This window comes from Marinomonas dokdonensis (assembly GCF_052747885.1).
Window position 1 is genome coordinate 13,369 of record NZ_JBRAND010000001.1, and the last position, 20,529, is coordinate 33,897.

The window sequence follows — 20,529 nt, forward strand, 5'->3', positions numbered from 1 at the left end:
TTGACGCTTCTTGTCCATATGCCAACAGATGATGTTATGATAGCTGTCTGTATTGTTTGTTGAGCAAGCTATGCGTAAGCCAATTGAAGTCATATCCTACCAGTCTACCGCCCCCGACCATCATCACCATCACACCCAGATAGTGATGCCGATTAGTGGCGAGTTGACGTTACAGGTAGAGAGGCAAGAAGCCCTGATCACAAAAGGCCAAGCTTGTTTAATCTCCAAAGAATTCAGCCACACCCATTATGCTCAGCTGACCAATCGCTGTGTAGTAATTAATGCCTTACCAAGCTGGAATCATGAACTCCCCAGCGCATCGGCCTTTGTCACTTTAACGCCCATTGCACAGCAATATTTAGACTTTCTGGTGCATCTGGACGGCCTTGATCCTTACCACCCTATGCTCCCTCAAGCCATGAATATGCTTGAGCATATGTTGCCTTTACCTGTGGAGTCGTTAACCCACCAAGACAGAAGGTTAAGCCAAGCTAAAGCCTTGCTCGAAAAAGACTTTGCTTACCCTTGGACCATGACAGAATTGGCACAAAAGGTTCACCTAAGCCAAAGCCAACTAAGCGTATTATTTAAACGTTATCTAGGCTTAACCCCAAAGCAATATCTGCTTAAGCTTCGTCTTGAAAAAGCTCAATACCATTTAACCACAACAAAATGGAGCCTAGAGCAGATCGCCGAGAAAGTCGGCCTAACGGACGCAAATGCGTTAATTCGCCTGTTTCAGCAACACCTACAACTCACCCCTCGACAATACCAATCCCAGCACCTGGATAGGCTTAAGCACGCCTAATTTTCTTGGGAAATTTCCAAGGCACTCTCCCAGCTTTGAATGAGCCTTTTCTGCTTAGCATAATCGCGGCCAACCAATAGCTGCTGATCCAGTTCAATGGTACGAGTTGGGCCAGAGGCTTGGATAATATAAGGGGAATTCAGCGAAGGCACCTCCGCTTGAATGGGGAACAATAGCCCCCTACGCTGCATCATTTCTTGCCCAGCTTCGGACAAAATAAAGTCTAGAAACAAACCTGCATCCGCTGCATTGGGAGCCTTTTTGGGAATCAAAGCGACCCGCTTTAGCATCAAGGTGTAATCTTTGGGCAAAATCATTTCCAAATTACTGTCCTGACTGGCTCTTTGTGAAGCATAGGAACCTAACAGGTTATAACCCAACACCAATTTGCCTGACGCCACATCGTCAATCACGTCCCGGGTACAACAATAGGTTTGTACATCATGGCTACCAAAGGCTTCTAGCAAACGCCCCCAAGTAGCATCCGCTTGTCGTGCATCTTGACTGACCAGCAAATAACCCACACCACTTTTACGAATGTCATACATGCCGATGCGCGCTGTCATCGCCAGCTCATTTTGACGTATGGTGCGCAGCAGGTCTTGTCGGTCTTGGGGTAATGGTCCTGGAAACAGCTTTTTATTTACCAACATCACAATCGGCTCATAAGAAAAGGCAAACAGCTGATCACGCCATTTCGCCATACTCGGCAAGGCTTCTGTGGTTTCCGATTGATAAGTCTGTGCCAACCCATCATTTACCAATTTAAGCTGTAAATCCATGGCACTACTGATCACCAAACTGGCTTGTGGTGCATCTTTTTCTTTGATGGTTTGGTGATAAAGCTCAAGGGTGTTGATGTCTTGATACGCCACCTTAACCTGTGGGTACAAGGCAATGAACGCCTCCAACAAAGGCTCAAAGGATTCCAAATCCATCGCAGAATGTATGTACAACATTCTGGCGGCATTGGCATTGCCGTACCAAACAGGATTGGCCCATAAGGCTGGGCAGCACAAAAGCATTATGCCCACTAGAAATTTCGTCATCGTGCTGGCCCCTGAGTATATTTTTGAATGTCCACTTGAATACTTGTGCCGGTAGGTTCGGTATCCATAATGACAATACTAGCGGAGTGGTAATCGACAATGTCTTTCACCATGGATAAGCCAACACCACTGCCGGACACATCATAGCGACCACGGTAAAAGCGCTCAAACACTCGAACTTTTTCTGCCTGTGGTATGCCTTCACCAAAATCTATCACGCAAATTCGAAAGTAGCGCTCATGCTCTTCGAGACGAACCACCACTTCATTTGGCCTATGGTGATCCAGCGCACTGTAGCGAACGGCATTTTCAATAAGATTTTGCATCATTTGCTGAAGGGCAAAGCTGTCTCCCAACACCCAAGCACTGGTGACATGGGTTTCCAAAGACAAGCTAATGCCTTTGTGAAGGGCCATTAAGGCTTGCTCACGACAGGACAAGGTCACCACTTCTAACAAATCCATGGCTTCCAAGTGCTTGGTTTGCAAACGGTGTGAAACCACCGCCTGATTGAGCAACAAGGTCACCGTTTTGCTCAGTGCATCACATTGCTGGACGATGTTTTCTAAGGCTTGTTGCTGGGTATCTGGAGAAGTTTGATCTCGCGCATTTTCTGCTAAGGCCTTTAGGCTGGCTAAGGGGGTACGCAATTGATGGGCGGCATCGGCCGTATAGTTTTCTAACTGCTGCAAGTTGCTTTGCAAACGTGCCATAAAATGATTGATCACCACTTTTAAGTGATGGGTTTCTTTTGGGGTATTGATGGTAATGGGGGTTAAATCTCCCAAAGATCGTTCTTCCAACGCCCGCTCAATCCGATGTAAAGGCCGCAACACAAGATGACTACCAATAATAATCAGTGAGATGGCCACCAGAGCAATGAGCAAAACCACCTCTACTGCCCTTCGGGTCACAGCAGAAGCCATCTCCTCTCTTGATAGACGAGTTTGTCCGAGGATAATACGTACGGTTTGTGCCGATTCAGGCTCAGTGAGCTGCCTCTCAAGCCATGCAAAACGCACTAACTCTCCAGAATACATTTGATCGTAAAACTGAATTTGGTCAAGTTCTGGTGGTTTGGGTGGCTGACTGAGCAGATCTTGATAGCCAGTAATAAAGCCCTGCTCGGCACTTTCTACCTTATAGAAAACCCTGTCCTCGTTGGCTTGTGCCAAAGTCGCAAAAGCTGACCAAGGAATATCAATACTGACTTCATTGCCGATCCAACCCACATTTTCATCCATTTGCAAAATCGCACTTCTCAGCAATCTGTCATAGGATAAATCGGCCAGTTTTTGGCTGTAATCAAACACCAGATTCACCGCCAATGCAGCGATCACACTAATGACCAAGACCCCAGCTAAGATAAAGCGGAACCGCAGGGATGGAGCTTTTTTTAAGGCCTGCTGCTCTTCCAAATACATATCCAAAGAACGGCCATCAAGGTTCGCCCCTAACTTAGTCGGGTTTGGATGGGGCAATTTGCGCCACATAACCAATTCCTCGCAAGGTACTAATCTGCAAATCCCCTTGAGCAAGCTTTTTTCTTAAGCGCCCAACATAGAGTTCAATGGCATTTTGCCCTGGGGTTTCATCGAAGTTAAACAGGTGATCGGTAATTTCGTCTTTACTTAACACACGGCCAAGGTGACCTAAAAAGATTTCCAGCAAACGAAACTCGCGGTTTGTGACCCCGGTTAACTCATTATTCACAAATACTTGGCGGCTATCTCGGTTCACAAGAATGTTACCATGCTCAGTGACATTACTGGCATAACCCTGCTTACGTCTCAGCAGCGCACGACATCTAGCTTCTAGCTCGCCGAAATCAAAAGGCTTGGTTAAATAATCATCGGCGCCTTCGTCAAGCAGACGAATCCTATCTTCTATTTGATCTCGGGCGGTTAGAATGAGCACAGGTGTACTGTCTTCCCTTTGTCGTAACTTTTGCAACAACTGAAGACCGGACAAACCCGGCAGGTTTAAATCCAGCAAGATCAGGTCGAAATCTTGGTACTTGAGTAATTCGTCGGCGCTTTTACCATCCGCGATCAAGTCTACCCCATGACCCAAACTGGTCAGCCGATCACAAATCGCCTGCCCTAACACTTGTGTATCTTCCACCACCAAAATGCGCATCTTTTATGTCACCGTATTATTTTTGTCATCACATTAGAAACGAAAAAAGTTCGAGCCCCCTATTAGGGTACTCGAACTCTAGCACTTCAGATTTGCTTAGTGAATACTGGCGCCCAGCACCCCCTTAAGCATCGTGCTCCGCAGTTTTAGAATTGCGCATTTTAGCGCGAACAATTGGGCCAATGATCATAGGTAAAACCAGACCAGAAATTGCGACTACCCAAAGGCCAATACTTAGGCCGCTGTTAAACAGCACTGTCCAATCACCATCGGAAAGTACTAAGGCATGACGCAAGCTTTTCTCCATTTCTGGCCCCAACAGCATACCCAAAATAATTGGGACTAGCGGGATTTCAACCTTACGGAAAATATAGCCTGCCACACCAAAGCCCACCATGAAATACAGGTCTAGCGCACTGTGACTTACAGAGTAAATGCCCACAGAAGCGATCAGGGTTACCACTGGCATTAGATATTTTGGTGGAATGCTCAACAACTTAACAAAGATGCCAACCATAGGAATGTTCAATAGCAACAACACTAGGTTACCCACGAACATGGCCGCAATAACCCCCCACACTAGATCAGCATTTTGTTGGAACAACATAGGGCCTGGGGTGATGTTCAAGGAAATCAGCATGGCCAACAGTACCGCTGTGGTTCCACTGCCCGGCACACCTAGGGTCAACATAGGTACCAGTGCACCGGATGCGGCACCATTGTTACCGGCTTCTGGTGCGGCAACACCGCGAGGGTCACCTTTACCAAATTCGCCTTTATCGGACACACGTTTCTCTAGGGTATAGCTGATAAAGCTACCCAAAGAAGCACCTGCGCCTGGTAGTACACCGGCAACAAAACCTAACACGGCACCGCGAATCGAAGTCGGCAAGACTTTAATAATATCTTTAGGAGAAAGCTTTAGTTTGTTAATTGCAACTTGCTTTAGGCCGTCTCCTGCATGTCTTTCCAAGAAGAAGAACAATTCACTGATGGCAAACAAACCCACAATGGCGATGATGAAATCCACCCCTTCAAAAAGCTCTAGGGTGTTAAACGTATAACGCTGTACGCCAGTGGATAAATCAATCCCTACTGTGGCAATCATCAAACCAATAGCCGCTGCCATGAGAGTTTTGAATTGGTTTTTGCCAGTAATGCCACCTAGGGTTGCGAAGGCGAGAGCAAAAAGCGCAAAGTATTCAGAAGGACCGAATTTAAGGGCAAATTTCGCCAAGATAGGAGCAAGAATAACCAAACCGATAGTGGCGATAAAACTACCAATAAAGGAGGCAATGGCTGAAATCGCTAACGCTTCCGCGGCCTTGCCCTTCACTGCCATAGGATAACCGTCTAAACAGGTCATCATGGCCGGTTCATCACCCGGAATATTAAGCAAGATAGACGAAATACGTCCACCATACATGGCCCCTGCATACACAGATGTTAAAAGAATCAGGGACGAAGTCGGTGATAAGCCTAAGCTAAAGGCCAAAGGAATTAAGATAGCCACACCATTGGCAGGGCCAAGGCCTGGCAAAGCGCCGATTAAGGTACCTAGAATCGCACCTATAATGGCAAACATTATGCTTTCAGGGGTTAATGCAACGGCAAAGCCCTGCATTAATAAGCTCATAGTATCCATAGTTAAAACTCCAATAGACCTAGAGGAAGTGCCAGTTCAAGCACGTAATCAAATAGGAAGAAGATAATCACTGCGCTGGTCACGCCTGTGATCAAGCTCTTCGCAATACTTGAGCCCATACGCCAGCTTAAGAAGCTAACCACTAAAGCGGCTGACAATAAGAAACCAAGGGGTTCAATTGCCCAAGCAAAGGCCATAATAGACAAGGCAACGACACTCAATTCGATTAACATTGGAATCGGAGCCCAAGGCTCATCTGGGTCTGGTCGCACTATCATGTAAACCGAGCTGATGCCTAACAAGATAGCCAGCATGATAGGAAAAGTTTCTGGGCCAACACTTTCGTGTCCACCAAATGGAATGGGGAATTGCGTTGCTTCCCAGCCATACGCCATGGCCAGCAAAAGCATCAGCAAGCCAAACACACGATCGTTAATACGCATGTCATTGCTCCGAGTTTGTTAATTCAAAAGGGGATTCGTTAAAAAAGGGAGGAACTAGGTTCCTCCCAAAAAGATCGGCTGGGAGTTATTTGATCAGACCGATGTCTTTAGATAGTACTTGGATGTCGCGGGTCTGAGCTTTTACAAATTGTGTAAATTCTTCACCAGACTTATGGAATGGCATTAGGCCGTTTTTCGCCATGATGTCTTTCCATTCTTGTGTCTTGTACAGACCGTTCATCGCATCTACCCACCAATCGTAAGAGGCTTCTTCAGCATTACCCGGTACGTAGAATCCACGCCAGTTTGGTGCAACGGAATCAATACCTTGCTCCATAGCAGTAGGAATTTGGTCAAATGGTGCTGGCAAACGCTCTTCAGATAGCACTGCTAATACACGTAGATCACCAGAGTCCATAAAACCTTTCACTTCAGATACATCACCCGTGAAGGCATCAACGTGACCACCGACTACTTGTACCAAAGCTTCACCACCACCACTGAAGGCTAGGTAACGAATTTTTGGAAGGTTTGAAACATTGGCTTTTTGCGCTGTGATCAAGACTTTAAGATGATCCCAACCACCTGAGCCACTACCACCAGAGAACTTAACAGAACCTGGATCTTCACGTAGATCGTCCATCATTTGTTTCAAAGAGGTGTATTTTGAGTCTTTACCAACGGCGATGACACCGTAATCGGCGCCCAAGGTACCTACCCACTTAACTTGGTCGGCATTCATGCCAGGGAATTGGCCTTGAGCTAGACGAGTTGTGGTTGCTGTACTGGCCGCAACAATCAAGTTGGCATCTTTTTGACGCTTACTTACTGTGTGAGCAAAGGCAACACCACCACCAGCACCACTCATGTTAACCGTTTTCACGTTACCTTTGATGTAATCTTGGTCTACCAAGACTTTACCAACACTACGACAGGTAAAATCCCAACCACCGCCTGGGTTAGCAGGGGCAATACATTCAGCGGAACGAGCGGGTTCAAAAGCATAGGCTTGGCCTGCAATCGTTAGGGCTGCAGCGCCAGAAATTAGAACAGACTTTAAGGATAAGGAATTAAGCATTATGATCTCCTGCTTGTTATTTTTGTTGTTTTATTTGCTTACTCAAAGCACGCAGTTAGTTCCCTAACTGTGATTTGATGCCCAAGACATTACCCTGCAAACCTGTCACTAGCCTGTCATCGCGTTATTTTATTGTCATCAAAATTTCAAAATCATCATTTTTGCCGATAAAATTAACGATTTTTGCCTACTCGACCATGGCAGTATTCCGTTACTCTACCCTCCTCTTCAACATGACAAATCGAGACATCTAATGCCGAATTCACCTATTGCCACCGGGATTGGCAGCATTGCCATTTTACTGTGGAGCATATTGGCGCTCTTCACCACACAAGCCAACCAAGTGCCGCCTTTACTCTTACTCACCTTGACTTTTGCCATAGCGAGCGGCCTCTTTTTATTGGTGTATTTAATCAAAGGAGAAGTTAAGCAGGCTTGGCAGAAAACCCCAGTCAGCGCCATGCTAATTTGTGGCTCGGCCTTTTTTGCTTATCACTTTTTCTATTTTTACGCGTTTAGCCATGCACCTGCGGTAGAAGCAGGATTAATTGCCTACTTATGGCCGTTACTGATTGTCTTAATGGCGGGATTAGGCCCTAACAACCGATTGCTTTGGCCTCATTTGGTGGGAGCACTGGTGGCTTTTGCAGGCACGGGCATCATGTTGTTTGCCAAAGACTCTGGAAGCCTTACTGAGAGTAACCCAAACCATGATTGGACAGGTTATGGTGCTGCCATCGCATGTGCCTTGATCTGGTCAAGCTATTCTGTTTTCAATCGTCGTTACCAGTCCGTACCTTCGAGTGGTGTGCTTTGGTATTGCCTTATTACCGCGTTCCTAGCTGGCCTTTCTCATCTTGCCTTGGAAGAGCAGAACTATCAGTTCTCAACCAGCACATGGCTGGCTATTTTCGCACTTGGCCTTGGCCCGGTGGGCATTGCCTTTTTCTGCTGGGATTACGGTGTAAAGCGCGGCAATTTATCCTTACTCGGGGTGCTATCTTACACCACGCCAGCCTTATCTACCGCTTGGCTTGTGCTCTTTACCGATGCGCCCCTCACTCAAGCTCAGTTTATTGCCTGTGCCTTTATTACACTTGGAGCACTCTTTGCCAGTGTTATGCCCACAAAAAAATCCCCATAGGCTTTGCCCATGGGGATTTCATTTTAGCCAAGCCGACTAGGACAGGACGCTTTACATCATTTGTTAAGCCACATTGACCAATTGCCTTGGTACCTGTTGTAAATAAGCCTCCATTTCAGCCATGCCGTTAGGTTGATCTACCTTAACCCCCAAGTCGCGCATGGTGCTGCCTAAAGCATGAAGCGTACGGAACAGGTTATGCTCACGACATTGCTCACCCATTTGCCCGATGCGGATAATCGGCTGCCCAAAAGAGCCTGCTATTTCAACCCGATAAACATCGGAAATGTGACGGCAAATTTGTACCGAGGTTAGACCCTCGGGAATGCTAATTCCCACCACAGAGTTTAGCCTTGAAGAAGGTTCAACAAACAAATTTAGGCCCATGGCCTCAATGCCAGCTTGCAGAGCTTTTGAACAACGTAAATGACGGGCAAAACGCTGCTCTAGGGTTTCATCACAGACAAGTTTTAAAGCCTCATGCAAAGCCATGATGCCGGATACTGGAGCCGTGTAGTGGTAACCATCCTTATGCCAGAAATTTTCCGCCAATTGTGCGTCAAAACACCATTGGGCAGTGGGCACAGTACGGTTCTTTACACAGGCCCAAGCTTCGTTTGAAAACACCAATAACGACACCCCGGGGATAGAAGACAGGCCCTTTTGTCCACCAGTAATCACCACATCCACCTGCCATTCATCCATCTTTAGAGGCATAGTACTTAGCGTACACACAGCATCGACAACCACTAAGCAACCATAAGACTTAGCAATTCGAGCAATCTCTTCTAAAGAGTGGTTAAACACGGTATTGGAAGTTTCCCCCTGCACAAGAGTGAGTACTTTTGGTTTGCTCTCTTCTATCGCGCGACGTACTCTCTCAGGGTCTACTGCTTGATGTACAGGTACATGAAGTTCATGGACATCTGCACCCACTCTGGTGGCCATTTCCGCCATTCTGTGACTAAAAAAGCCATTATTAATACAAAGAATAGACTCGCCAGGCTGCATTAGATTTGACACAGCCATTTCCATTGCGGCCGAGGCTGGTCCTGCCACCCCGAGCACCCATTTCGATTCAGTCTGAAAAACATAACGGGCCATGGCTTTTACTTGGTCGATAACTTGCGCCATCACCCCACCCAAATGGTTGATCACCACAGAGTTGGCTTTGGCCACCCGCTCAGGGATAGGAACCGGACCTGCGCCCATCATTAATAACGGTTCGTGTGGAAGAATTTCATCGAGTGTTTTCACCTGGGGGCGAGGAATGCCCATTGGCGACGAAGCAGTCATAATCTTTACAGCCTAATATATTTAACGGATTACAAGGAATGGCATCTACAAAAATCTCACTAGCAGCAGTGAAAAATATCGAAAACAGCATTTTTACAAAATAATATTCTGCAATAATACAATATTCTTTCTTAAAAAATAGAGTATTCAAACAAAACAGTGGATAACACTAGAAGTTAGATTTTTTACCCTAGATCTAACGCACCATCATCAACACAAGCAGTCTTTTTTACTCTGCCTAATGGAGCCAGATATGCAATAATGCCCATCATTATTTAATTAGGAAAACGCCATGATCACATGCGGCATAGAGATAAAAGGTAGCGAAGCCATTCTTTGCCTACTCAGTAAACAAGATGGTCTGTTTCAAATCACAGATTGTCGCCAAATTCGCCACGCCCTAAGCAACGCTAATGACAGCGCGAACATGCGTAAGTTTTACCAACTGATGAAGAAACTTTTTGAAGACTATAAAGTCGAGAAAGTGGTCATTCGTGAACGCCTAACGAAGGGTAAATTTGCTGGAAGTTCTGTTGGCTTTAAAATAGAAGCCGCTATCCAGTTGATTGAAGGTGTTCAGGTAGAGCTTTTTAACAGTGCTCGCATTAAAGACATTCTGCAGAACAACCCAATGCCCATTCCTTTCAAAGCAACAGGTCTAAAAGCTTTTCAAGAAGGTGCTTTTACCGTTGCTTATGTAGCCTTAGCCGAAGATACAGAACAAGTTTAATGGCCATCAAACACTTTCTTAGAGACTAAGAAAGTGTTGCTTTGTTTTCCCCGATAAAAAATTGCCATTTTAGCACACAACAAACCACCAAAATGGCGCAGAAGAAAATTCATGCACTATTATAATGCACAACTAAGCCGCTTTACGCTTACTTAAAATCACCATTAACACCCCACCCAATACCCCTGCGCTTGCCAAAATCAAATGCATAGTTACCGCTTCACTGGCAAAAACCACACCGCCAATGGTGGCAATCACTGGCACAAGTAATTGCAGTACTGCAGCTAGGGTCGTAGTGATTTGCGGTAGCAAGGCATACCATAGAGCGTAACCCAGTCCAGACATCACTGCACCAGACAGTATTGCCCAGATTGCGCCGAGGGATGATACCGACATTTCAAAACCGATAAAGACAATAAAAATCAATATCATAGGTAGGGTTCTAATAAAGTTTGAGGTGGTCACAAAAAGTGGACTGGTCGACTTTTTACCCAACCAGGTGTAAGCCCCCCAAGCGATCCCCGCCATCACCATCAAACCAACGGCCAATAAAGGCATAGCGGTTGCGCTCTCACCTTGCAAGCTTGGCAATATCAAATAAACAAAACTTAAAAATGCCACGGCTAAACCTAACCACTCAAGGCCTGCCAACCTCTGGCCGGCACGAATGGCCAATAAAATTAATGTGAGCTGAACGGCACCAAAAAGTATCAAGGCGCCAAGACCTGTACCCAATGACACATAGGCGTAAGAAAACCCTAGAGCGTATAGAAACAGTGCCAGAGCAGACCACCAGCTCCCTTGTTGCCAAACGTTTTTCACCCCGCCATTCGAGCTTTTTGCCAACTTAAATAAGCACAACAACAGCAGAGTAAAAGCGCCACTCACCAAGCGAAGCAGCGTAAAGCTGGCGGGATCAATCAGACCTTCCGCCAAAGCCAGACGGCACAAGATGGAATTACCAGCAAAAGCAATTAACGCTAAGGCTATATAGAAAAATAAGCGGATCTCTTTTGTCATCATTTTGTTTAAAACAGCCTCTAGTATTAATCAGTGTATCGTTCTTGAATGATCGTTCACTTTAATGACTGGCACTGGATTTGCAAGTTTTAACTTAATTAGTGTGGAGAGACACACCTGATAATGGACTTATTTATGACACCTTTGATTATTTTTACTGATCTTGATGGAACTTTACTTGACCATCACACTTACAGTTTCCAACCTGCCCTGCCGGCACTACAAGCTCTTAAAACCTTTTCTATTCCTTGTGTACTGAATACCAGCAAAACCTTCGCAGAACTTTTATCCCTCCGCCAAGCTTTAAATCATAACGACCCCTTCATAGTGGAAAATGGTTCTGCAGTATACATACCGAAACACCTCAATCTTAAATTGACAGAACAACTAGAAGATAGCGGAGATTTTTGGGTAAAAGCCTTTGGCCCGAAACGCAGTACCCTAGTGCAACTAAGCAAACAGCAAAAAGACATTTATCACTTCACGCCTTTTAGTGACATGAGTCATCACGACCTAATGGAGATCACAGGTCTTGAGGAAGACGATGCCAAATTGGCAATGCAGCGAGAATTTACTGAACCTATGTTATGGCAAGATTCCGACAGTGCGCTGGACGATTTAAGAGAAAGGCTGCAAGACGCGCACATACAAATTCAAAGAGGGGGACGCTTCGCCCACCTGATGGGAGATAAATGCGATAAAGCCAATGCCATGCTGTGGTTAAAAGAACTTTACCTCAACCAAGGGGATGGCGAGATTGCAACGGTCGCCCTTGGCGATGGAGAAAACGATATTGGCATGATCAGTAAAGCGGACTTCCCTGTGGTGATTCGCTCCCCTGCCCATGAGCCCCCTGTAATTGAGAACCGCTTGGATACCTATCTAACCAACGCATACGGTCCTGCAGGCTGGACTGAAGCCATTGATAGCATTCTCATCAAACAGGGCATTGTGGCGTAAGAATTTCAAACTTTTAGCATTACATTTAAAATTAGGACAAATACTATGGGTGACTTTCATCAAAACGGCATCATCACTACCTTTCATAATTTGGCTAACCGCCCCTTAGAAGATATGGAAAAAGAGCTGTGCGAATTCTCAAAATCTCGCCCCATGTCTCTTATTTTACCCTGTTTATATTCAGAGCTTGAAACGGATGCCATGCCGAACATCCTCAAGCATTTAAAAGAAGTGCCTTACCTTAGTGAGATCATCATTGGCCTAGACAGAGCCACTGAGGAGCAATACCGCCATGCTCTAGAATTTTTTAGCGTGTTACCGCAAAAGCACCGTGTGCTATGGAACGACGGCCCTCGCTTAAGAGAGATTGACGGTGTTCTAAAGGGTGAGCATTTATCCCCTTCTAACCCTGGTAAAGGCCGTAACGTTTGGTTCTGTATGGGTTACAACCTAGCAGCAGGGGAAGCAGAATCTATCGCCATGCACGACTGTGACATTGTTACCTATGACAGAGAATTATTGGCTCGCCTGATTTACCCTGTAGCCAACCCGAAATTCAACTACGAATTTGCTAAAGGCTACTATGCCCGTACGGCAAATGGCAAAATGAATGGCCGTGTTAGCCGCCTATTGGTGACGCCATTGCTGTACTCACTGAAAAAAGTATTTGGCAACCTAGATTACTTAGATTACCTTGATAGCTATCACTACCCACTTGCCGGAGAGTTTTCCTTCCGTCGAGATGTAATGACAGACATTCGTATTCCAAGTGATTGGGGCCTAGAAATAGGCGTACTCAGTGAAATGCACCGCAACTACTCTACCAACCGTTTGTGTCAGGTAGATATTGCTGATGTGTATGATCACAAGCACCAAGACTTGTCGGCTGACAATGATGATGGTGGTCTATCCAAAATGTCCATCGACATTACGAAAGCCATTTTCAGAAAGCTGGCCACCAATGGCATTATTTTCAACCAAGAAACCTTCCGTACAGTAAAAGCAACCTACTACCGTGTTGCCCTTGATTTCATCGAGGTGTATCGAAATGATGCGGAAATTAATGGTTTGAAACTGGATGTGCACAGTGAAGAGCAAGCGGTTGAGCTGTTTGCTGGCAACATCATGAAAGCCGGTAACCAATATTTAGACAAACCCATGGAAGCACCCTTCATTCCAAGCTGGAACCGAGTACAAAGTGCCTTCCCTGGCGTCATGGAACAATTAGCCAAAGCGGTAGAGCTTGATATGGCTGAGTTTGGACCAGCAAAAGACTAACGCCCCACAGCTGTTTCTATGAAGCATTAGAAATAGCTTGGTTCATACCTCGAAACGGAGCCTCAAGCGGGCTTCGTTTTTCCACATTTTGATAGATAGGCAGGTCATATGGATAACACAACTCCCTCTCACCTAGAGCAACGGCTCGTCGCTCACCTTCAAACCCTATACCCTAAGCTCGATGCTAATTCGCTTGCTCGTACCTGCCTTGAAACGTTTCACCTAGACCCAGCAACAGAACCGCCACGCCCCCATCGTAACATTTGGGATCAGTCGGACATCATGCTGATTACCTATGCCGACACCTTACGTAGCGAAAGTGAAGCACCGCTGGAAACCCTAACAAAGTTTGTTAAAAAGAAGCTTTCTGCCAGCATTTCTGCGGTTCATTTGTTGCCTTTCTTTCCTTACAGCTCTGACGACGGCTTTAGTGTCATGGATTACACCACGGTGAACCCTTCCTGTGGTAATTGGGACCATGTCACCCAACTCTCTCAGCAGGTTAAGGTCATGGGGGATTTGGTGATCAACCATTGTTCTAGCCGAAGTATGTGGTTTGAGAACTATAAAGCTGGAGTTGATCCTGGGGCATCCTTCTTCTATGAAGCTGACCCGTCTATGGATTTAAGTGCCGTGGTGCGCCCTAGAACCTCACCATTGCTCAGGGAAGTACAAACTAAAAATGGCGAAAAATATGTCTGGTGTACCTTTAGCCATGATCAGGTAGACCTTAATTTTGAAAACCCTGAAGTATTGCTCGAATTCCTGCGCATTATCCGCTTATACCTAGAAAAAGGCATTCGTTGGTTCCGTTTGGATGCGGTGGCTTTCTTATGGAAAATCCCCGGCACCAATTGCATCAACTTGCCGCAAACCCATGAGATGATACGTTTGCTCAGATTGATGATTGAGCACTATGCGCCCGATTCCGTCATCATTACCGAAACCAACATTCCTAACCAAGAGAACTTAACGTATTTTGGTAATGCTAACGAAGCACACTTGATTTATAACTTCTCCTTGCCACCTTTGTTGATTAACAGCTTGGTGACAGGTAACAGCAGCCACTTGAAACAATGGCTAATGAGCATGCCTCCGGCACAGCAAGGTACCACCTACCTTAACTTTGTGGCTTCTCACGATGGCATTGGCTTACGCCCAACCGAAGGCTTGTTGTCTGAGTGGGAACTAGAAACCCTGATTAGCACCATGAAACGCTTTGGTGGCAAGATCAGCTCTCGCACCACTCCAGATGGCGAGGCCAAACCTTATGAGATCAATATCAGCTTATGGAATGCCCTAGCGGGTTCTGTGCATCAAGGGCCAGACCAATGGCAACTGGCACGTTTCTTATGTGCCGCAGGGGTCATGATGGCGCTAGAAGGGGTTCCCGCGTTCTACATTCATAGCTTATTTGGCACAGAGAACGACATTGATCGGGTCAATAATACCGGTCAGTTCCGTTCCATTAACCGTCATATTTGGGATATGGAGGACTTGAATCATGTTCTTAATACTCCGACCCATCACCAAAAAGTCTTTGAGAATGTTACCCGTTTAACGCAAATACGCCGCGCGCAACCGGCCTTCCACCCGAACGCAACCCAATACGTGTTGCACATGGGTGAAGACCTATTCTCTTTCTGGCGACAAAGCCTAGACAGAAGACAGAGCCTGTTTGCGGTATACAATATGACGGATCAACCGAAGAGCTTTAATTTATCTGAGCTGAACTTAATTGCTACCGACGATTGGGTAGATTTGATTACAGAGCAGGTATACGAAGATCACTTGGCGAAAATCACCCTGATGCCTTATCAGTTCATCTGGTTGTCTAACAAGCGTGGCCGACTCAAGAACAGCTAAGAGTCAGTGATATAAAAAAGGCCCGTCCACTTCAAAGTGGACGGGCCTTTTTTTTGCTCCATTAGTGGCTAACGGTTTTAGAGAAAATATTAATAATAGCAACCCCTAAAACGATAAAGAACAAGCCTAAACAGGCCGCCATATCCAATTTTTCACCGTTAAAGAAATAAGCAAACAAAGAAATCAGCACCACCCCTAAGCCTGACCAAATGGCGTAAGTCACTCCTGTGGGCATAGATTGCATGACGATACTAAGCAGGTAAAAAGAAATACCATACCCCAGCACCAGAATGATCACAGGCCCAATACGAGTAAAAGAGTCCGAGGCTTTCAAGGCCGAAGTAGCGATTACTTCAGCCACAACTGCTAAAAACAACAATACATAAGTGATCATTTACGCCTTCTCCTTGCTTCAGACTCCAGCCTTAAATGGCATTAAGAATCCAGATCTTCCCCTAAGAAACCGCCTGTTTGGTGGGCCCAAAGCTTGGCATAAATACCTTCTTGCTGAATTAATTGATCATGACTCCCCTGTTCTACCACATGGCCTTTGTCCAATACAATCAAACGATCCATGGCGGCAATAGTGGACAAGCGGTGAGCGATAGCGATCACGGTTTTACCTTCCATTAACCGGTATAAGCTGGCTTGAATCGCCGCTTCTACTTCTGAATCTAGAGCAGACGTTGCCTCATCTAAAACCAATAAAGGTGCGTCTTTTAGCAGCACACGAGCAATAGCAATACGCTGTCGCTGACCACCAGAAAGTTTAATGCCACGTTCCCCAACCATAGCATCGTAACCCGTGTTACCGAATGGGTCGGTCAGGGTCAGAATGAAATCATGGGCTTCAGCTTTTTTCGTGGCGGCGATCATTTCTTCGTCACTGGCATCGGGGCGACCGTATAATAAGTTTTCTCTCACAGTACGATGTAGCAAAGAGGTATCTTGAGTCACCATACCTATGCCAGCACGTAAGGAGTCCTGACGCACTTCACTGATATCTTGCCCGTCAATGCAAATGCTGCCGGACTCCACATCGTGAAAACGCATGAGCAAGTTCACTATGGTTGACTTGCCTGCTCCAGAGCGCCCCACCAAACCGACCTTTTCACCCGCTTTGATTGATAAACTCAGGTTTTCAATGACCTTAGCGTCTTCTTTGCCATAGTGGAAAAACACCTGTTGATAATCAATCGCCCCTTGCTCAATAACTAAATCTTTCGCATTGGCTTTGTCTTGAATTTCCACAGGCTTGGACAAAGTTTTCATACCGTCCGCCACCATACCTATGTTTTCAAACAAGGCACTGACTTCCCACATGATCCATTGGGACATACCGTTCAAACGTAGAGCAAGACTCACAGCAATGGCAATCGCCCCAACACTAATAACACTGTCGGTCCACAACCAAATCGACAAGGCTGCAATAACAAAGGTCACTAGGTAGTTACTGGATTGTACCCCCACATTCAGCCAAGTCACTAAACGCATTTGCTTGTAGACAGTTTTCAAAAAGCCATCCATGCCTTCTTTGGCATAGTCGGCTTCACGATGATTGTGGGAAAACAGCTTCACCGTCGAAATATTGCTGTAGCTGTCTACCACTCGCCCTGTCATGTTTGAACGAGCATCCGCTTGTTCGCTGGAAACACGTTTTAGCTTAGGAACAAAATAGAGCTGCAACAGCACATAACAGACCAACCAACCTACTAATGGCAGCATTAAGCGGTAATCCGCATTGGCGATCAGCACCAGCATAGAAATGAAATACACTCCGATGTACACCAATACATCCAAAAGTTTCATCACAGTTTCCCGCACAGCGAGAGAGGTTTGCATGATTTTGGTGGAAATACGTCCGGCAAATTCGTCCTGAAAAAACGACATGCTCTGACGCAAAATGGCATGGTGGGCCCACCAGCGAATACGCATGGGGTAGTTGCCCAATAAGGTTTGATGCACAATGGCTGAGTGCAACAAGGAAATCAGCGGCATTGCGACCAATATCATCAAAGACATTAGCAACAAATGACCACCTTCTTCCGCAAAAAAGGTATCTGGATTCTTGGTAATCAGCCAATCAACAAGCTGCCCCATAAAGCTGAATAAGGTCACTTCTAGAATGGCAATCAAGGCGGTAAGCATCGACATTAAGACCAATGGCACTTCGACACCGCGAGAATAATAACGACAAAATGCCACTAACCCCGTCGGTGGTTGAGAGGTCTCTAGATCTGGATAAGCGCCCACCCACTTCTCAAAAAACTTTAACATACCTTTCCTTTTTTCTTTGGTCATTAGCCAGTCAATGAATGGTTAGGCAGCTGTTTGCACGCCAAGATGACCGAATCCTAATTTTGAGGCGAAATTGAAACATGTTAGCCCCTGTAAAACCAGCTTAACTATCACCTAGAGCTAACACAGATCGATCAATTATCTTACTGTTTTCATTATTCAATCCAGTTTTTTAAGCGATAAAACATTATAATTATGAGCTTATAACCAACAGCCCTGTGATGGCGTCTCTTGTCATCCTAAATTCAAAGGTCTTTTACGGAATGAAGCTAACTTTGCCCATTGTTTTAGTGTTGGGATTATTGGCAGGATTAACTCCCTTCGCCATTGATGCTTACCTACCTAGTTTACCCACTATCGCTCGTTACATGGGGACAGATGTCAGCCTCATTCAAATGACCTTGAGTATGTATTTGGTGGTCTTTGCTTCATTACAGATTGTCTTTGGCCCCATTTCGGATGCCTTAGGTCGTCGCAAGGTCGTGGTGACCGGCTTGTGCTTATTCATGGTCGGCAGCATTGTATGTAGCCTTTCTCAAAGCTACGAAGTGCTGATGATAGGTCGGGCTATTCAAGCCATTGGTGGTGCCGCCGTAGCGGTATGTGTGCCAGCGTTGGTAAAAGATGGTTTGTCTGCGGATCAATTTGTTAAAGCCATGTCCATGGTCATGCTGGTCATGGCCTTAGCGCCTTTGGCGGCCCCCATCATTGGTGGGGCGATTTTAACGCTACTGGATTGGCATTATATTTTCGCTCTATTAGCGGTTTTGGCAGCGATCGCCATGGTGCTTTTCCTGATCACTATTCCGGAAACACTCCCCGTTGAAAAACGCACCACTTTATCATTTGCAAGTGCCTTACATAATTACAAGGTGCTGTTAAAGAACCCGTCTGTCACTGGCTATATTGCCGCTGGTGCTTTCCACTTTGCTGGCATGATGTGTTTTATCACCGGATCGTCTTTTGTTTATATCGAACTTTATCATGTGCCTCCTGCGCAGTTTGGCTTCTTATTTGGCCTAAATGTTATTTGCATCATGATTGCCTCCACCATTAATAACCGTTGTGTTGAACGACTAGGCAGCGCCACCCTCACTAAATACGCCGCTCATGTGGTTTTCTGTGCTGCGATTGCCATGGTCATTATTAGCTTTATGGAGCAGCCACCCTTTATCTTTATTATTCTTAGTGGCATGGCCTTTATGGGCAGCATAGGAATTTTAGGCAGTGGCCTCATGGCAGGAGCGCTGAAAAACGCCGGCAATAACAATGGCAGTGTGACCGCCCTAGCAGGTGCCTCTCGCTTTGGTGCAGGCGCACTAAGCGGTGTCATCATCAGTGTATTGCATAATGGCACCTTCGTACCTATGGTGGCGACCATGGCCATTTGTGGTATTTTATCCTTCACTTGCTATAAGTTTGTTGTCAATTACAGCGCCAAGCAAAGCGCAAACAATCTCTAATCATTTTTAGGAGCCCAAATGTTAAATACGCAAAGCCTCATTGACCTTGTTCAATCCACTCCAGAACAAGTTGAATTTAAAAGCGTCATTGAGGTTATTGATCGTGACTACGATTTCACTCCCAGTGCTTTTACAAACGGTGAGCAGCAAAATCAAGCCAACGAAAATAACGGCTCTTGCAAAATCTTAGCTTTCGCTAAGCTGAATCAACTTACGCCAGAACAAAGCTTACAGCTGTTCGGGGACTACTATCGAGTTGATGTTCTGCAACACCCTGAAGCACAAGACCACCAAAACATTCGCCAATTTATGATTCATGGCTGGCAAGGTGTGAGCTTTACCACAAGCCCACTTACCCTTAAAGCTTAACGAACATTGCTCGCCAAACGAGCATGATTTGGCATTGGCATTAAACCCAATAAAAAGGGTTTAATGCCCCTTACGACTCAGCCCAGAGGTTTATATGGAATTAGTGGCATTTGATTTAGATGGCACCCTGCTTAACCGTCAGCAGCGCTTATCCGAGTACACCCTAGAAACTCTACGACGTATGGAAGCCGCAGGTATTTATTATACCGTCGCAACAGGACGTACCCATTTAGCTGCCAAGCCTTGCCTAATTGGCCATGAGTTCCCTAACGTACAAATCTTCAAAAACGGCGTTGAGTGGTGGGACCCAAGCCAACAAAGTTACCGTTACAAAAACCTACTGCAACTCGAGCACATTACCAATATGCTGCAATCTTTTGAGGAGCATAAGGTCACGCCATTCATTTTCTGCCTAGAGGAAGATGGCTTACAGCGGGTTTATCACGCGCCTTTACAAGGCCAACTGTGTGACCACATTGCCAACGAGTTAGGCAACCACGATAAAATGAGCCTGCATCCTCTTGAAGCCATGTCAGCACAGGCAAGGATCACCAACATTAGCGCCATGGGTCGCCCTGAGCATGTGCAAAACATTGTGAATGACAGTCAGGACCATGAGCACCTAACCGCTTACTCTGGCGGTGGTATTTATAATCCAGATGCTTATTGGCTCGATATCCACCATAGCAATGCCTGCAAGGGTTCTGCTCTTATGGAACTCAAGGCAGAGCTAGGTGCCACTCACCTTACGGTCTTTGGTGATGGAGATAATGATTTGTCCATGTTCGCCATGGCAGATGAATGTTTTGCCACAGATAATGGCAACCCAGAGGTAAAAGCAAGTGCGGACAAAGTAATAGGACATCACGATGAAGATGGCGTCGCACGCTTCTTAAGACAGAGATATGACCTCTAAGCATGGGTTGAATTCTTAGAAATTCGC

The 20,529-nt window shown here is 45.8% G+C and carries 19 protein-coding genes; 9 read left to right on the forward strand and 10 right to left on the reverse strand.

The genetic code is table 11. From position 1 onward, the window contains the following. Window positions 1-70: 70 nt before the first annotated feature. Window positions 71-808: an AraC family transcriptional regulator gene (locus ACUM5Y_RS00045; RefSeq protein WP_445974803.1), complete on the forward strand. Its 738-nt coding sequence runs from the start codon at window positions 71-73 to the stop codon at window positions 806-808. On the opposite strand, the gene ACUM5Y_RS00050 is transcribed toward ACUM5Y_RS00045, so the two are convergent. The 6 genes from ACUM5Y_RS00050 to ACUM5Y_RS00075 all read right to left on the reverse strand — a co-directional run bounded on the left by ACUM5Y_RS00050 (window position 805) and on the right by ACUM5Y_RS00075 (window position 7,162). Beyond that, window positions 805-1,857, reverse strand: coding sequence for an ABC transporter substrate-binding protein (locus tag ACUM5Y_RS00050; protein ID WP_445974804.1), 1,053 nt, complete (start codon window positions 1,855-1,857; stop codon window positions 805-807). The two genes, ACUM5Y_RS00045 and ACUM5Y_RS00050, sit on opposite strands and share 4 nt — an antisense overlap. Further along, window positions 1,854-3,350, reverse strand: coding sequence for a sensor histidine kinase (locus tag ACUM5Y_RS00055; protein WP_445974805.1), 1,497 nt, complete (start codon window positions 3,348-3,350; stop codon window positions 1,854-1,856). Before ACUM5Y_RS00055 ends, ACUM5Y_RS00050 begins: the two co-directional genes overlap by 4 nt. Next, window positions 3,316-3,996, reverse strand: coding sequence for a response regulator transcription factor (locus tag ACUM5Y_RS00060; protein WP_445974806.1), 681 nt, complete (start codon window positions 3,994-3,996; stop codon window positions 3,316-3,318). The genes ACUM5Y_RS00055 and ACUM5Y_RS00060 overlap by 35 nt, the downstream gene beginning before the upstream one ends. A gap of 124 nt (window positions 3,997-4,120) precedes the next feature. Next, window positions 4,121-5,641, reverse strand: a complete 1,521-nt coding sequence (locus tag ACUM5Y_RS00065; RefSeq protein ID WP_445974807.1) for a tripartite tricarboxylate transporter permease — start codon at window positions 5,639-5,641, stop codon at window positions 4,121-4,123. 2 nt (window positions 5,642-5,643) lie between these two features. Further along, window positions 5,644-6,084, reverse strand: a complete 441-nt coding sequence (locus ACUM5Y_RS00070; protein WP_445974808.1) for a tripartite tricarboxylate transporter TctB family protein — start codon at window positions 6,082-6,084, stop codon at window positions 5,644-5,646. A gap of 85 nt (window positions 6,085-6,169) precedes the next feature. Beyond that, window positions 6,170-7,162 (reverse strand): Bug family tripartite tricarboxylate transporter substrate binding protein, encoded by a 993-nt coding sequence (locus ACUM5Y_RS00075; RefSeq protein WP_445974809.1) that lies wholly within the window; start codon window positions 7,160-7,162, stop codon window positions 6,170-6,172. A 253-nt stretch (window positions 7,163-7,415) separates the two neighbouring features. Between ACUM5Y_RS00075 and yddG the strand changes: the two genes are divergently transcribed. Then, complete coding sequence (gene yddG, locus ACUM5Y_RS00080) at window positions 7,416-8,306, forward strand: aromatic amino acid exporter YddG (RefSeq protein ID WP_445974810.1); 891 nt, start codon at window positions 7,416-7,418, stop codon at window positions 8,304-8,306. 63 nt (window positions 8,307-8,369) lie between these two features. On the opposite strand, the gene ACUM5Y_RS00085 is transcribed toward yddG, so the two are convergent. Then, window positions 8,370-9,602 (reverse strand): pyridoxal-phosphate-dependent aminotransferase family protein, encoded by a 1,233-nt coding sequence (locus ACUM5Y_RS00085; protein WP_445974811.1) that lies wholly within the window; start codon window positions 9,600-9,602, stop codon window positions 8,370-8,372. Between the two features lie 292 nt (window positions 9,603-9,894). Here ACUM5Y_RS00085 and ACUM5Y_RS00090 point away from each other — a divergent pair, with 292 nt between their 5' ends. Next, window positions 9,895-10,332, forward strand: coding sequence for a DUF3010 family protein (locus tag ACUM5Y_RS00090; RefSeq protein WP_445974812.1), 438 nt, complete (start codon window positions 9,895-9,897; stop codon window positions 10,330-10,332). A gap of 132 nt (window positions 10,333-10,464) precedes the next feature. On the opposite strand, the gene ACUM5Y_RS00095 is transcribed toward ACUM5Y_RS00090, so the two are convergent. Further along, window positions 10,465-11,355 (reverse strand): DMT family transporter, encoded by an 891-nt coding sequence (locus ACUM5Y_RS00095; protein ID WP_445974813.1) that lies wholly within the window; start codon window positions 11,353-11,355, stop codon window positions 10,465-10,467. Window positions 11,356-11,487: 132 nt separating this feature from the next. Here ACUM5Y_RS00095 and ACUM5Y_RS00100 point away from each other — a divergent pair, with 132 nt between their 5' ends. The 3 genes from ACUM5Y_RS00100 (at window position 11,488) to ACUM5Y_RS00110 (ending at window position 15,456) form a co-directional block, all read left to right on the forward strand. Then, the gene (locus ACUM5Y_RS00100; RefSeq protein ID WP_445974814.1) at window positions 11,488-12,312 is read left to right on the forward strand and encodes an HAD-IIB family hydrolase; all 825 of its coding nucleotides are present in this window, start codon (window positions 11,488-11,490) and stop codon (window positions 12,310-12,312) included. Window positions 12,313-12,357: 45 nt separating this feature from the next. Continuing rightward, window positions 12,358-13,590 (forward strand): glycosyltransferase family protein, encoded by a 1,233-nt coding sequence (locus ACUM5Y_RS00105; RefSeq protein WP_445974815.1) that lies wholly within the window; start codon window positions 12,358-12,360, stop codon window positions 13,588-13,590. Between the two features lie 108 nt (window positions 13,591-13,698). Beyond that, complete coding sequence (locus tag ACUM5Y_RS00110; protein ID WP_445974816.1) at window positions 13,699-15,456, forward strand: alpha-amylase family glycosyl hydrolase; 1,758 nt, start codon at window positions 13,699-13,701, stop codon at window positions 15,454-15,456. A gap of 61 nt (window positions 15,457-15,517) precedes the next feature. Here ACUM5Y_RS00110 and ACUM5Y_RS00115 read toward each other — a convergent pair whose 3' ends face one another. Both ACUM5Y_RS00115 and ACUM5Y_RS00120 read right to left on the reverse strand, forming a co-directional pair. Next, window positions 15,518-15,850, reverse strand: a complete 333-nt coding sequence (locus ACUM5Y_RS00115) for a DMT family transporter (protein ID WP_445974817.1) — start codon at window positions 15,848-15,850, stop codon at window positions 15,518-15,520. A 41-nt stretch (window positions 15,851-15,891) separates the two neighbouring features. Next, window positions 15,892-17,733 carry an ABC transporter ATP-binding protein gene (locus tag ACUM5Y_RS00120; RefSeq protein ID WP_445974818.1) on the reverse strand — a complete coding sequence of 614 codons (1,842 nt, stop codon included), beginning with the start codon at window positions 17,731-17,733 and terminating at the stop codon, window positions 15,892-15,894. 284 nt (window positions 17,734-18,017) lie between these two features. Here ACUM5Y_RS00120 and ACUM5Y_RS00125 point away from each other — a divergent pair, with 284 nt between their 5' ends. The 3 genes from ACUM5Y_RS00125 (at window position 18,018) to ACUM5Y_RS00135 (ending at window position 20,502) form a co-directional block, all read left to right on the forward strand. Further along, on the forward strand, window positions 18,018-19,217 hold the full coding sequence (locus tag ACUM5Y_RS00125) for a Bcr/CflA family multidrug efflux MFS transporter (RefSeq protein ID WP_445974819.1): 1,200 nt from the start codon (window positions 18,018-18,020) through the stop codon (window positions 19,215-19,217). Between the two features lie 18 nt (window positions 19,218-19,235). Continuing rightward, window positions 19,236-19,586 (forward strand): HopJ type III effector protein, encoded by a 351-nt coding sequence (locus ACUM5Y_RS00130; RefSeq protein WP_445974820.1) that lies wholly within the window; start codon window positions 19,236-19,238, stop codon window positions 19,584-19,586. A 94-nt stretch (window positions 19,587-19,680) separates the two neighbouring features. Further along, the gene (locus ACUM5Y_RS00135; RefSeq protein WP_445974821.1) at window positions 19,681-20,502 is read left to right on the forward strand and encodes an HAD family hydrolase; all 822 of its coding nucleotides are present in this window, start codon (window positions 19,681-19,683) and stop codon (window positions 20,500-20,502) included. Window positions 20,503-20,529 lie beyond the last annotated feature (27 nt).

Bases quoted from the DNA above. Each gene is read 5' to 3' on its own strand.
- ACUM5Y_RS00095 (WP_445974813.1), bottom strand. From the start codon at position 11,355: ATGATGACAAAAGAGATCCGCTTATTTTTCTATATAGCCTTAGCGTTA.
- ACUM5Y_RS00120 (WP_445974818.1), bottom strand. From the start codon at position 17,733: ATGTTAAAGTTTTTTGAGAAGTGGGTGGGCGCTTATCCAGATCTAGAG.
- ACUM5Y_RS00125 (WP_445974819.1), top strand. From the start codon at position 18,018: ATGAAGCTAACTTTGCCCATTGTTTTAGTGTTGGGATTATTGGCAGGA.
- ACUM5Y_RS00085 (WP_445974811.1), bottom strand. From the start codon at position 9,602: ATGACTGCTTCGTCGCCAATGGGCATTCCTCGCCCCCAGGTGAAAACA.
- ACUM5Y_RS00050 (WP_445974804.1), bottom strand. From the start codon at position 1,857: ATGACGAAATTTCTAGTGGGCATAATGCTTTTGTGCTGCCCAGCCTTA.
- ACUM5Y_RS00060 (WP_445974806.1), bottom strand. From the start codon at position 3,996: ATGCGCATTTTGGTGGTGGAAGATACACAAGTGTTAGGGCAGGCGATT.
- yddG (WP_445974810.1), top strand. From the start codon at position 7,416: ATGCCGAATTCACCTATTGCCACCGGGATTGGCAGCATTGCCATTTTA.
- ACUM5Y_RS00110 (WP_445974816.1), top strand. From the start codon at position 13,699: ATGGATAACACAACTCCCTCTCACCTAGAGCAACGGCTCGTCGCTCAC.
- ACUM5Y_RS00115 (WP_445974817.1), bottom strand. From the start codon at position 15,850: ATGATCACTTATGTATTGTTGTTTTTAGCAGTTGTGGCTGAAGTAATC.
- ACUM5Y_RS00105 (WP_445974815.1), top strand. From the start codon at position 12,358: ATGGGTGACTTTCATCAAAACGGCATCATCACTACCTTTCATAATTTG.
- ACUM5Y_RS00070 (WP_445974808.1), bottom strand. From the start codon at position 6,084: ATGCGTATTAACGATCGTGTGTTTGGCTTGCTGATGCTTTTGCTGGCC.
- ACUM5Y_RS00130 (WP_445974820.1), top strand. From the start codon at position 19,236: ATGTTAAATACGCAAAGCCTCATTGACCTTGTTCAATCCACTCCAGAA.
- ACUM5Y_RS00100 (WP_445974814.1), top strand. From the start codon at position 11,488: ATGACACCTTTGATTATTTTTACTGATCTTGATGGAACTTTACTTGAC.
- ACUM5Y_RS00045 (WP_445974803.1), top strand. From the start codon at position 71: ATGCGTAAGCCAATTGAAGTCATATCCTACCAGTCTACCGCCCCCGAC.
- ACUM5Y_RS00055 (WP_445974805.1), bottom strand. From the start codon at position 3,350: ATGTGGCGCAAATTGCCCCATCCAAACCCGACTAAGTTAGGGGCGAAC.
- ACUM5Y_RS00090 (WP_445974812.1), top strand. From the start codon at position 9,895: ATGATCACATGCGGCATAGAGATAAAAGGTAGCGAAGCCATTCTTTGC.
- ACUM5Y_RS00065 (WP_445974807.1), bottom strand. From the start codon at position 5,641: ATGGATACTATGAGCTTATTAATGCAGGGCTTTGCCGTTGCATTAACC.
- ACUM5Y_RS00135 (WP_445974821.1), top strand. From the start codon at position 19,681: ATGGAATTAGTGGCATTTGATTTAGATGGCACCCTGCTTAACCGTCAG.
- ACUM5Y_RS00075 (WP_445974809.1), bottom strand. From the start codon at position 7,162: ATGCTTAATTCCTTATCCTTAAAGTCTGTTCTAATTTCTGGCGCTGCA.